This is a genomic window from Leptospira fletcheri, from assembly GCF_004769195.1.
Classification (GTDB): domain Bacteria; phylum Spirochaetota; class Leptospiria; order Leptospirales; family Leptospiraceae; genus Leptospira_B; species Leptospira_B fletcheri.
This window is the reverse complement of record NZ_RQET01000013.1, coordinates 43,389-55,741: the sequence shown is the minus strand read 5'-3', so window position 1 is coordinate 55,741 and position 12,353 is coordinate 43,389. Positions and strand designations below refer to the sequence as shown.

Below are 12,353 nucleotides of genomic sequence, written 5' to 3'. Positions count from 1 at the left end.
GAGGATCGCCATGGCGGAAATGAAAATTCTTACCAAATACATCGACGACCCCAGATCCAACGAATTGGAATTCTACGAATCCGTACACGGATACGACGGGATGAAGAAAGCCCTTCAATTGAAACCGGAAGAGATCGTGGACATAGTCAAAAAATCCGGGCTCAGGGGGAGAGGCGGGGCCGGTTTTCCTACGGGAATGAAATGGTCCTTTATCCCCAAGGACATACCGAAACCGAAATACATCATCTGCAATGCGGACGAAGGGGAGCCCGGAACTTTTAAGGACCGCAAGTTGATCGAAAAACTTCCGCACCAGATCATCGAGGGTATGGTCATCGGCGCTCGGGCGATCGGCGCCAATAAGGGATTTTTTTATATCCGAGGGGAATTCAATAAAGGAATCGATTCCATGCAAAAGGCCATCGACGAGGCCTATGCGAAAGGATATCTCGGAAAAGACATCCAAGGAAGCGGTTTCGATTTCGATCTGGTTCTTTATGCCGGAGCCGGAGCTTATATCTGCGGAGAAGAGACCGCTCTCATCAACTCCTTGGAAGGAAGGAGAGGACACCCTAGACTCAAGCCTCCGTTCCCCGCCGTGTCCGGTCTGTACCGTTGTCCGACTGTGGTAAACAACGTGGAGACTTTTTCTACGGTTCCGCATATTTTGGACAAAGGCGCCGATTGGTATTCCAAGATCGGGACCGAGAAATCACCGGGCACCAGATTGTTTTCCGTATCCGGGCACGTAAAAAGGCCGGGCGTTTACGAAATCGTTTTGGGAACTCCTCTCATGGAACTCATCAACGATCTTTGTGGGGGAATGCTGGATGACGTGCCTCTGAAGGCGGTGATTCCGGGAGGATCTTCGGTGCCTATCCTGACTGCGGAGGAATGCAAGACTGCGAATATGGATTTCGAGTCCATGGCCGCCCACAAGACCATGCTAGGTTCGGGCGCAGTGATCGTGATCGGAGAGGGGACGGACCTGGTCGAAACCACCTATCGATTCGCCCGTTTTTACGCGCACGAATCCTGCGGGCAGTGCACTCCTTGTCGCGAAGGAACTCATTGGGTCCGAGATTTGCTTCATAAAATCCGGGAGGGAGAAGGAACCTCGGAGGATTTGGAATTGATTCTTTCCCTTTCCAGGAACATGGAAGGCGGAACTACAATTTGCCCGCTTTCCGACGCCTGCGTAGGGGCCGTACGACCGACAATCCAAAAGTTTCGGCATGAGTTCGAAGCAAAGCTGAAGGACCGTGCAAAAGCCCCTTCTCCCGTCGCCTCAGGAGTTTAAAACGAAATGGATTGGAACCAGATTCTCTTTTGGCTGCTGAAGAGCGTTCTTTTTTTCCTAGTATTCATCACTGCCTGCGCTTATTACACGTTAGCCGAACGAAAGGTTGCGGGTTATATCCAGGATCGCAAAGGTCCGAACCGAGCCGGGCCGTTCGGTCTTTTTCAGCCTTTGGCGGACGGGATCAAATTTTTAACGAAAGAAGAGATTTTTCCGAAGAACGTAAATAAGGTCATGTATCTGATCGCTCCCGGAATTTCCATGACCTGTGCCATCATGGCTTGGGCTGTGGTTCCTCTCGGCGGTGTTCTGCCTCTTCCGGAGTGGATTTCCCGAAAGACGGGATTGGCATCGCTGGATTTGCAGATCGCGAATCCGGATACCGGGATTCTTTTTTTGTTCGCGATTTCGAGCCTTGCGGTTTACGGGATCATTCTGGCAGGTTGGTCTAGTAATAATAAATATTCCTTAATCGGAGGGATCCGTTCCACCGCTCAGATGATCAGTTACGAACTCCCTCTCGGGATGTCCGTGGCGGCGATCGTGATCTTAACTGGTTCCTTAAGATTAACCGATATCAACGATGCTCAGGTAGGACTTTGGAACGTTTTTAAACTTCCCGGCTTGATCGCGTTTTTGGTTTTTGTGGTCGCTATGTTCGCGGAGACGAATCGTCTACCTTTCGATTTGGCCGAGGCGGAATCGGAATTGGTCGTAGGATTTCATACCGAATACGGAGCGTTTAAATTCGCACTCTTTTTTATCGCGGAATACATGAACATGGTGACCATGAGTTGTGTCGTCTCCCTGCTTTTTTTCGGAGGTTATAACGTGCCTTTCGGAATTCTGGAAGGTTCACAATTCCGCGCGATTTTCGGACTGCTCTTCTTTACCGGTAAAGTGCTTTTCTTTGCATTCCTGTTCATGTGGGTTCGTTGGACTCTTCCACGATTCCGTTACGATCAACTGATGACCATCGGTTGGAAAAAAATGATTCCTTGGGCTGTGGCGAATATCGTCATCGCAAGCGTTTACATCGGTATGGACGGGTTTTGGAAATGGTAGGTATTTTCGATCATCCTCAATTACTGCTCTTCTTCGTTTTTTCCGGAGTGTTAATCGCCGGAGCCTTGGGAGTGGTGTTTCATCCGAACCCGATCAGTTCCGCGGTCCTACTCGTGTTGGCTTTTTTTGCCTTAGCGGGTATCTATGCGGTGCTGGGATCCGTTTTTGTCGCGACCATGCAAGTGCTTGTATATGCGGGAGCGATCATGGTTTTGGTCGTATTCGTATTGATGCTCTTATCCCTTCATGACGACGGAATTTCTAAGTTGTGGAAGCATCCCGCTAAAAAGTTCTTTCTCCTCTTTTTCGTGGCTATCTTGGGAATCGTCCTGACCAATGCGGTTCGGGAAGGAGTTCCGAATTCGCAATCTCCTGCGCACGGCTATTCTTCGTCCGGAGAATACGAGTATTCCATCGCGGCGGAAAACGGGGGCCTCTCCAAGCCGAAAACGGTACGCGGAAATACCGCAGTAGTAGGAGCTTCGATGTTTTTGGACTATCTTCTTCCTTTCGAGGTATTGTCCGTCCTGTTATTAGCGGCCGTGCTCGGAGCGGTAATTTTAGGAAAGAAAAATCTCGGGAAAAAACCCGGGGAGGGCGATCTATGAATCCGTCCGTGTTGAATCCGACCATTTCGGGTATTCCGGTAGAGTATATTCTGATTTTAGCATGTATCGTATTTACCATCGGGGTTGCCGGCGTACTTTTTCGTCGGAGTGCGGTTGTGATCTTCATGTCCGTGGAGCTGATCCTGAATTCCGTGAATTTGGTATTCGTGACCTTTTCCAAAGCGTTGCAGCAGGTCCAAGGAGAGGTGATAGTCTTCTTCGTGATGGCCATAGCCGCTGCGGAAGCGGCGATCGGATTGGCGTTAGTCGTCGCGATCCAGCGCAGGAAGAAGACCAGCTTCGTCGACGAAATGAATCTGATGAAGTGGTGAAAATATGACTTGGAACGTATTGATACCTCTGATCGTTCTTTTGCCCCTGGTCGGAGCGGGAATCAACGCCCTATTCGGCAGGATTCTAAAAGGGAGTTGGTCGGGAATCGTAGGTACCTTCTTCTCCTTCCTTTCCTTCGGCTTCGGGGTATTCGCTTTTTTGAACTATAGGCCCATGGAGAGAACCGTTCCGGAGATCGTTCCTTTTTTCCGTTGGTTGGAGGTGGGCGGTTTTAACATAGAAGTCGCTTATCAATTGGATCAGCTTTCCCTTTTTATGGTCCTGATTATTACTGGGATCGGAAGTCTGATTCATCTGTATTCGATCGGATATATGAAGGGCAATCCAGGGATCGCACGGTTCTTTTCCTATCTGAATCTGTTTCTTTTCTCCATGTTACATCTGGTTCTCGCGGAAAATCTAGTGGTCCTGTTCTTCGGTTGGGAAGGCGTGGGTCTTTGCTCTTATCTGCTCATCGGTTTCGATACCCATAAAGAAACCGCCGCAAACGCAGGCATTAAGGCGTTTCTTACGAATCGGGTCGCGGACTTGGCTATGGTGATCGCGATCGCTCTGACATACTGGTATTCCGGTTCGGTTTCCTTTACTCAGATCGCTTCGGTCCTGCCCGAAATGAAAGGGTTCCAGCATGTTTTACCCGTGGTGACCGGTTGTTACTTTATCGGAGCCATGGGGAAATCGGCTCAGTTTCCTTTTCACATCTGGCTGCCGGACGCTATGGCCGGACCCACTCCCGTTTCCGCTTTGATCCATGCGGCGACGATGGTAACTGCGGGGATCTTTCTCATTGCGAGGCTCAATTTCCTATTCGTTCTAACTCCTCAGGTCGGCGTCTGGATCGTAGCGATCGGTACGTTTACCGCGTTCTTCGCCGCGACCATAGGGATTTTCCAAAACGACATCAAAAAGGTTCTCGCTTATTCCACGGTTTCCCAGCTCGGTTATATGTTCGTGGCGATGGGAACGGGAGCTTATGTTGCAGGCCTTTTCCATCTTTTGACCCACGCTTTCTTTAAGGCCCTACTGTTCCTAGGTTCCGGTTCCGTCATCCATTCTTTACACGACGAGCAGGATCTACGTAGAATGGGCGGATTGAAATCCCAAATGAAGATTACTTGGTTTACGTTTCTCTTAGGTACTCTGGCGATCTCGGGAATTCCTCCTTTTAGCGGTTTCTTTTCCAAGGATTTGATTCTGGAAAAAGCGTATTTTTATAGTCCGCTCTTTTTTGCTTTGGGCGTAGTCACAGCCTTATTGACGACCTTTTACATGTTTCGTCTAACGTTTCTAACTTTTACCGGAACCTCCAGGGTATCCCCCGACGTCCATCCCCACGAATCTTCCTGGACCATCACGGTTCCGTTAATCGTATTAGCCCTCGGAGCCGCCTTTAGCGGATTTTTGTTGGTGCCCGATTCTCTAGGAGGAATCGATTTGCTGGAACGGTACTTTAAGCCGGTGTTTTCTATGGGAGAAGAATATTCCCGTAGATTCCTTCGGTCCGGACATTCCACCGACCATCATCTTACTCCGAGTGCGGAATTAACGTTAGCCTTGCTTTCGTTGGGGGCCGTCGCCGTCGGTTTGACTCTTTCTTGGAGTTTCTACGTAAAGAAAAAAGAAATTCCTCCTGCAGAGCAGGATTATGCGGGCTGGAGAAAGCTCGTCGTAAGGAAATATTATATCGACGAGATATTTTCCGCTTGGGTCGTCCAGCCGATCCTGTTTTTTTCCGAATTCTTCTCTTCCGTGGTGGAAAAACAGTTCTTGGATAAGATTCTAGTCAATACCGGTAGGATCTCTTCCGGAATATCCGTACTCCTTCGCCGCCTACAGACCGGAACGATCGTAGATTATGCTTTTATGATCGTCCTCGGAACGATTCTCATTCTATCTTTATTCCTCTGGAGGGGATTGTAAGTGCCCCAGTTTTACTTAACGCTCCTTCTTTTTTTACCCGTACTGGGGATCCCCTTGCTTTTTCTTTCCGGACGTCCGGGGTGGATCCGTTCCGTTTCTTCCCTAATCACGTTAGCTGTATTCGGGATGACCCTTCCACTCTTTTGGGAATTCGTGCAAGGCGACAGTGGGCCTCAATTTTCCCATCGTATCCATAACTTCATCGATTTGGGATCCGGTGGGCTGGATTATTACGTCGCAGTCGACGGTTTTTCCCTGCTTTTAATCGCCATGTCCGCGATCCTGTTTTTCCTATCCTGTTTGTCCGCTTTTTCCGGAGTAAAATACAGGATACGTGAATTTTTCATCCTTTTGCTCCTTGTAGAAACTGGAGTGATCGGAGTTTTTCTTTCCTTCAACCTAGTGCAGTTTTACGTATTTTGGGAATGGATGGTTCTGCCTTTCTCAATGATGGTCGGAATCTGGGGAGAATCGGGTCGTGTTCGCGCGGCCATGAAATACCTGCTATTTTCCTTTACCGGATCGGTGTTCATGTTGGCGAGTATCCTGGTACTCTACCATTATTCCTCGACTCTCGATCTTGAAGAACTCGCCGTATTACCCTTGTCTAATATTCCTCCGGACCTCAGATTCTGGCTCTTTATCGGATTCAGCTTCGCGTTCGCCATCAAGGTACCTTTGTTTCCGCTGCATACCTGGATGCCGGACGTTCATGAGGAAGCTCCCACGGTAGGTTCCGTGGATCTGGCCGGAATCTTATTAAAGATCGGATTATTCGCGTATGTCAGAATCGCGATCCCGCTCTTTCCCCAGGTGTTCCTGGATTACAGGGATTTCTTTTCCGGTCTGGCTGTGGCGGGGATCTTGTACGGAGCAGTAGTGGCTCTCACCCAAAAAAACACCAAGCGCTTGGTGGCCTTCTCTTCCCTTTCCCATATGGGGTTCTGCATTTTGGGTATCTTATCTTTAACGGAAGAAGGAGTGGCAGGCGGAATGATCCAGATGGTGAACCACGGATTTACTTCCGGATTATTGTTCTTTTTATTAGGAATGCTGCATGAAAGAACCGGATCCAACGATCTGACTCATGTCTCCGGTCTTGCTAAGTCTGCTCCTTTCCTGGCAGTTTTTGTCGGATTAGCGGCTTTTGCCGGCGCCGGTCTACCCGGCACGAACGGATTCGTAGGGGAATTCCTGATTCTGATCGGAACATTCAAATATCATATTTTATTCGGGATCCTGGCGGGAACCGCGATCATTTTCTCCGCGGGGTATATGCTTCGGTTCGCAAAGGCTTTGTTATTCGGAGAGCCGAACGAGCCGGCTTCCTCCATGTCGGCTTTGACCATCCGGGAAAAGTGTATCTTGGTCGTGACAGGCGGATTGATTTTAGTGATGGGAGTGTTTCCGGGGCCTTTCCTAAACTTCGTGACTCCTAGCGCTCGGGTCGTTTTGAATAGCACTTCCGAAGAAGCGTTGAAGGAAAGGGCCTTTTCCGAAAAGGAAGGTTCCTTAAGGCAAGTGGACCGCAAGTATCAGAATTATAGATCTCTCGGAGCCTCCGTTTCGAGTTACGAGGAAAGGATTCCGGTCACAAAGGGGACGGGAATTCCGGGATTAAGACGCCCCGTTAAGGAGAAAACGGAATGAATTTTCTTCCGAACATAAACGACATGCTTGCGCTGCTTCCCGTACTGATCCTTTCCGGAGGCGGGGTTTTGCTGCTTCTTTTGCAATTCGTATTCCACGGTTCCGAGTTTCGTGTGGTTCGCTTTACCTGCGGAATCCTGCTGGTAGCCGCGTTTTTGGGAACTCTGTATTCGCAATTCAAGATCCCCGGGCCGGGAACGTATTTCGGAAATCAGATCGAGTTGGGTTTTCTAAGTTTTTGGTTGAGCGCTTTGTATTTAGTCATGGCTTTCGGAACGGTACTTTCTTCTCCGCGCTCCCTCGAACTGCATAAGATGGAGTTTCCCGAATTCTACCCTTTAGTTCTGTTTTCGACCGCGGGAATGTTTCTGATGACGAGTAGTCGGGACATGGTGACGATTTTCGTCGGACTGGAATTGATGAGTATTTCCTTATACGTTTTGGTCGGCATGGCGAAGAGCGACGAATTCTCTCTGGAAGCGAGCCTGAAATACTTTCTACTTGGAAGTTTTTCCAGCGGATTTTTTTTGATGGGCATGGCCTTTCTTTTCGGCGGGTCCGGAAGCACGGATCTGTCGGAAGCATTGAAGCCTCTGGTAAATCCCGGCTTCGACGCGAATTTTACGAAAATAGGGTTACTCCTACTTTTGACGGGAATCGCATTTAAGATCGCTTTGTTTCCGTACCATTCCTGGACTCCCGACGCTTACGAAGGAGCTTTGACTCCCGTCACCGGATTTATGGCGACTGCCTCTAAATCGGCCTCTATGGGACTCTTGTGCGTGGTATTCGGTCACCTTCCGATTCCGGTATTTTCCAGCGAATGGGCTTGGGTGATGGGAATACTCGCTCTCTTATCCATGACCTACGGAAATTTCCTGGCATTAAAACAGGAAAATTTAAAGCGTTTGTTGGCGTATTCCTCCATTGCTCATGCTGGCTATGTCGTTGTCGGAATCAGTCTAGGTGCAAGAGAAGAAGCCGTTTTTTATCTCATCGTATATTCCTTCATGAGTTTGGGCGCCTTTGCGCTCCTTTCCTATTTGGAACAGGGACGGAGACAGGTTACTTTCGCTTCCATACAATCTTTGGCTTCCTCTTATCCGAAAACGGCGTTCGCCTTGTTCTTATTTTTCCTCTCTCTCGCCGGAATTCCTCCCTTAGGAGGATTCTGGTCGAAGTTGTTTTTGTTTCAGAAAATAGCCGAGCAGGAAGGCGAACTCGCTAGACTCCTGTTGCTCGGAGGAATCGCGAATTCCGCCCTGGCTTTGTATTATTATGCGAAGATCGGTATCTCCGCGTATATGAGTTCCGAGGAAGGGGAGATCTCCAAGCAGGAGAATCCGGTTTCGAGTTACGGAGTCGCTTTCGTTTCCGGTCTCAGCCTACTGTTCGTGTTGGCAGGTTGGTATTTTCTGCAGCCTAAAAACCTCGTGAATCTCACTCTACAGCCTAGAGCGGAATCCCTCCGAAAATAGGTATGTCTTTCTTTAAAAGAATCCTTTCCCGCATCGCGGATCTTACGGCCGGTTCGGAACAGGTCGAAAGCGGGGAAAACCCGGCCCTTCGTACCGCAATGCTTTGCTACGGCAAAAGGAAGAATGCGAAGAATCTAGATCGACTTTCCTCGGAATTGACTCGGGCGAATTTTCTGGTGCCTATGTTCGAGGCCTCGAAAGTTTCTCCTAAAAAGAAGACAAGAGCGAAAAAGAAAAAAGTCTCCGGGAAAAAAAGAAAACCTTCGGACGATAAGATCGTTTTTTTGTACGTAAAGGACGAGAACGGTCGGATATTTCTTCCGGCATTTTCCCACTCCCAGGAGGTGGTGCGTTATTTCGGGTCGGAAACCCGGACGATCCGACTCGAAGCAGTCGATCTTTGGTGGGCAGGACTCCAAAACGAGGAAGTTTCCGGAGTGGTGATCGATCCCGTAAGCGCCCTTTGGATCCTGAACAGGGAGCATCTGGAAATATTACAAAAGGAATCCTCTATTCCCTCCGGATAAGGATATCCGTTACTTCTGAATTTCCGAATTTCGCGTCTTCTATTCGGGAAGGAACATTAGAATTTTCTTAATTAATAGGGTGGCGTTTAAGGGTTTGATGACGATGTCCACCATGCCCACAGCCTTACATGCCAAAAGCGTTTCTTCCTCGTTGGAAGCGGTAATCCCTATGATCGGAACTTTCGGATCCAATTCCCTGATTCTTTTGGAAAGCTCCAGTCCGTCCATTTTGGGCATTCGGATGTCTGTCAAAACAATATTCGGGCTCGTTTTTCGGAACGCTTCCAAGCCTTTCAGTCCGTCCTCCGCAGTGATCACTTCGGCAAAGGTTCCTGATAAGATTCTGGAAAGGGAAATGGATACGATGAGCTCGTCCTCTACGAACAGGATTTTGATCGGTTTCTTGCTCATGGTAATTCGATTCGGAACTCCGCTCCAACTCCGTCGGAGCTGGCCGTCAATTTTCCCCCCATATTCTTTTCGACGATCGCTTTTGACATATAAAGACCTAGTCCTACGCCCGCACCCTGTTCTTTAGTGGAAAAATATGGCAGAAAAATCTTGTCTCCGACGGAGGAATCGAAGCCTCCTCCGTTATCTTTTACGACGACGATCTTTCTGTCTTCCTCGGAAAAAATGCGAACAAGGATACTCGGAATTTCCGGTTTGTGTTGTAAGAGCGCATCCTTCGCATTGGACAGAATGTTCAGCAATACCTGTGCGAGTTCGTTGGGATATCCATAAGCCGTGTCGTTTCCCGAAAAATGGGTCTCGATTTTTATATTTTGGTTCTTCATACTTGCGGCGACGAGTGATAGACTTTTCTCGACGGTATTCCGCAGGCTGAAGGTCTCCTTTTCCTTATTCGGCTTATAGAAGTTACGAAAATCGTCTATCGTTTGGGACATGGATTGAAGTAAATCCAGAATGCGGGCGGTGGTGTCCTGGACGTATTTCTCGTCGGATTCTTGTTCGGTATAAGCGAATTCCATCTCCTGAATCAAAATGGAGATTGCATTCAGAGGCTGTCTCCATTGGTGGGCGATATTTCCGATCATCTCTCCCATTGCGGCCATTCTGGATTGTGCTTCCAGTGTCCTTTCTCTTTCCCGACGAAGGCTCATTTCATGGTCTATCCTGGCTTCCAGACTTTTATTTAAAAGCTCTAGCTCCTCGTTTTTTGCGACCAAGCTGTCCTCGGCATTCTTCCTTCTCGTAATGTCTCGAATCACTCCGACGAAATATCGATGTCCGTCGAGATGAACTTCCGAGACTGCGAGTTCGATCGGGAATATGGTTCCGTCCTGTTTGATCGCCAATACCTCCCTACCGATTCCTATGATTCTTTTTTCGGAAGTGTGAATGTACCGTTCTATATACGAATCGTGCTCGGAATAAAACGGATCCGGCATCAATACCTTTACGTTCTTTCCCGTGACTTCGTCGGAGGAAAATCCGAACATTTTTTCCGCAGCAGGATTGAACATGATGATTTCTGCGCCTTCCGTTATCAGAATGATCGCGTCCACCACCGTTTCGAAGATGGCTAAAAATTTCTTTTCACTCGTTGCCATCGCTTTTTGAGCTGATAATCTCCGATTCTGTTCGATCAGATGGGAATACGCGTAGGAGAGATGGTAGGAGACGTCCGCCAAAAGTTCGTTTTCGACTTCGTTGAATTCGGATTCATCGTCTGAAACCAAGAAAAGAAAAATTTTAGACTCGATTTCCAAGTTCAGGATCGGAACCAACATTGCGGAGTAGGTTCCTTTTTGCGCGGATTTCGAGAGAGAAATGATTTTTCCGGAAGACTGCGATAGAATTAAATTCTTAGGCTCGGGAGAAATGTTCTTTTTCGTGGGTTCGGGGAGATGCTTTAAGAAGTCTCCGAGAGTTTCCGCAGAACCCTGAGGAGCGCCGACTAATTTCTTCCATTTTCCTTCCCCCGCCTCCCATTCGAGAATGAATGCGCAAAAAAATCCGCCCTGTTCTAAGGCTAAATTGCAAACCTGCTCGAAAAACGACGAAACGTCCTTCCAGGAAAACCACTTCTGCCTTAACGCAGTTTTATAGTTGGATATTCCTGTCGTAGTATGAATTTCGCGAGACATAACGGAATACCGCTCCAAATCAGATAATTCTTAAAAGAATATCATAAAATATGCAAATAAAAAGGAAGTAATTCCTAAACCTAAAGGATAATCCGATGAGTTCCGGATTTGACCGTACGCTCCCGATTTTGTCAATATTTTTCTCTCTTGGATATAACCGGAAGAGATTAGGAACGGAGGATTTTTATCCGTTTCCCATAGGTTAGAATTCGGAGGAGAATTTCCGCTGGTCCGAAAAACGAGAATTTTCTCCATACGTAAGAAAAGAGGAGGCAGGCTCCCCAAATCGGAGGAACCAAAAGCAGTAGGACAAAATTTCCGATTCGGTCGTAGAATCCGAATCCCCAACCGCAAAAAAGACAGGAACAAATCATCGATTCTCCCAGATAATTCGAAAGGGAAAAGTTTCCTCCGGATTCGAACCAAATGCGATCACCCACGCTTTTCGGGGAATGATAAAATAAGCCTAACAAGTAAAGATAGCAGAAACAAAGTGCCGGGGCGCTCAGCGTTTCCGCTACAGCGGACCAGATCTTCCATTGTAAAGGGAAGTTGGAAATAAATAGATGCCGGGAATCTGCAAGATAAACGAAGTTGCCTAGGATTCCAAACGGGAGAAACCAGAAGAACAGTTTTCGGAGTCCTGTACGTGAGGATTCCCAATTCTGAAGCAAAGAGGATTTTGCCGCCGCCATACCGACGGAAAACATCGCAAGAATCGAAGGCCATTGGAATAGGATCGTAAAAGGATAGGAAAGTAGAGTATCTTCCGTTCTCTGTTTTACGGAATCCCAAAATGTTCCCAAATATCCTGCCTTGGATTTTGCTATGATTTCGGGAAGGGATTCGGCAATCCTCGCATGGAATTCGTCTTGGCCGTATGCGAGAATCATTCGAAATAAAATACCGACGAATAGACAAAGAAGGGAGAACTTATACAACCAGGATCTGCTTTTGTTCCGGAACAGCCAGGACAGCGAGCCCAAAATCGCATACGAAACCAGTATATCCCCCAAAAAGAGAAAGGCACTATGCAAAATTCCGAGAAGCAGGAGCCCGAACATTCTTCTAAAATATCTGCCTGAGGCGGACGAATCCTTCCACTCCCGGGTTTGAAGAGCGACACCATATCCGAACAAAAAGGAGAACATTACATAAAATTTGGATTCGAAAAAGAATGCTACGATCCAGGAAGCGATTTCGTCCAAGAAGATCTGGTTTTCTCCGAGGGAACCGACCACAACCATGGGCTTAGCGAAGTAAGGCAGGTTGACCGCTAAGATTCCGAATAAGGCAAAACCTCGTAGAAAATCTAGAAAGCCTATCCTTTGTGTTTGCAT

The 12,353-nt window shown here is 47.9% G+C and carries 11 protein-coding genes; 8 read left to right on the top strand and 3 right to left on the bottom strand.

What is annotated here, in order from left to right; genetic code table 11:
• Positions 1–10: 10 nt before the first annotated feature.
• The 8 genes from nuoF to EHO60_RS14975 are packed head-to-tail and all read left to right on the top strand — an operon-like array spanning position 11 to position 8,902.
• Positions 11–1,300: an NADH-quinone oxidoreductase subunit NuoF gene (gene nuoF / locus EHO60_RS15010; protein WP_135769030.1), complete on the top strand. Its 1,290-nt coding sequence runs from the start codon at positions 11–13 to the stop codon at positions 1,298–1,300.
• Positions 1,301–1,306: 6 nt separating this feature from the next.
• A complete protein-coding gene (nuoH, locus tag EHO60_RS15005; protein ID WP_135769029.1) occupies positions 1,307–2,365 on the top strand; it encodes an NADH-quinone oxidoreductase subunit NuoH in 1,059 nt (352 codons plus the stop codon).
• Positions 2,359–2,973 (top strand): NADH-quinone oxidoreductase subunit J family protein, encoded by a 615-nt coding sequence (locus tag EHO60_RS15000; RefSeq protein WP_135769028.1) that lies wholly within the window; start codon positions 2,359–2,361, stop codon positions 2,971–2,973. The genes nuoH and EHO60_RS15000 overlap by 7 nt, the downstream gene beginning before the upstream one ends.
• Before the next feature lie 11 nt (positions 2,974–2,984).
• Positions 2,985–3,305 (top strand): NADH-quinone oxidoreductase subunit NuoK, encoded by a 321-nt coding sequence (nuoK, locus tag EHO60_RS14995; RefSeq protein ID WP_135769235.1) that lies wholly within the window; start codon positions 2,985–2,987, stop codon positions 3,303–3,305.
• A 4-nt stretch (positions 3,306–3,309) separates the two neighbouring features.
• Positions 3,310–5,247, top strand: a complete 1,938-nt coding sequence (gene nuoL / locus EHO60_RS14990) for an NADH-quinone oxidoreductase subunit L (protein WP_135769027.1) — start codon at positions 3,310–3,312, stop codon at positions 5,245–5,247.
• Positions 5,248–6,897 (top strand): complex I subunit 4 family protein, encoded by a 1,650-nt coding sequence (locus tag EHO60_RS14985; protein ID WP_135769026.1) that lies wholly within the window; start codon positions 5,248–5,250, stop codon positions 6,895–6,897. It begins immediately after the preceding gene.
• Positions 6,894–8,375 carry an NADH-quinone oxidoreductase subunit N gene (locus EHO60_RS14980; RefSeq protein WP_135769025.1) on the top strand — a complete coding sequence of 494 codons (1,482 nt, stop codon included), beginning with the start codon at positions 6,894–6,896 and terminating at the stop codon, positions 8,373–8,375. The genes EHO60_RS14985 and EHO60_RS14980 overlap by 4 nt, the downstream gene beginning before the upstream one ends.
• A 2-nt stretch (positions 8,376–8,377) precedes the next feature.
• Positions 8,378–8,902, top strand: a complete 525-nt coding sequence (locus EHO60_RS14975) for an SseB family protein (RefSeq protein ID WP_135769024.1) — start codon at positions 8,378–8,380, stop codon at positions 8,900–8,902.
• 39 nt (positions 8,903–8,941) lie between these two features.
• On the opposite strand, the gene EHO60_RS14970 is transcribed toward EHO60_RS14975, so the two are convergent.
• The 3 genes from EHO60_RS14970 to EHO60_RS14960 form a co-directional block, all read right to left on the bottom strand.
• On the bottom strand, positions 8,942–9,313 hold the full coding sequence (locus EHO60_RS14970; protein ID WP_135769023.1) for a response regulator: 372 nt from the start codon (positions 9,311–9,313) through the stop codon (positions 8,942–8,944).
• Complete coding sequence (locus EHO60_RS14965; RefSeq protein ID WP_135769022.1) at positions 9,310–11,013, bottom strand: PAS domain-containing sensor histidine kinase; 1,704 nt, start codon at positions 11,011–11,013, stop codon at positions 9,310–9,312. Before EHO60_RS14965 ends, EHO60_RS14970 begins: the two co-directional genes overlap by 4 nt.
• Positions 11,014–11,180: 167 nt before the next feature.
• A complete protein-coding gene (locus EHO60_RS14960; protein ID WP_135769021.1) occupies positions 11,181–12,353 on the bottom strand; it encodes a DUF418 domain-containing protein in 1,173 nt (390 codons plus the stop codon).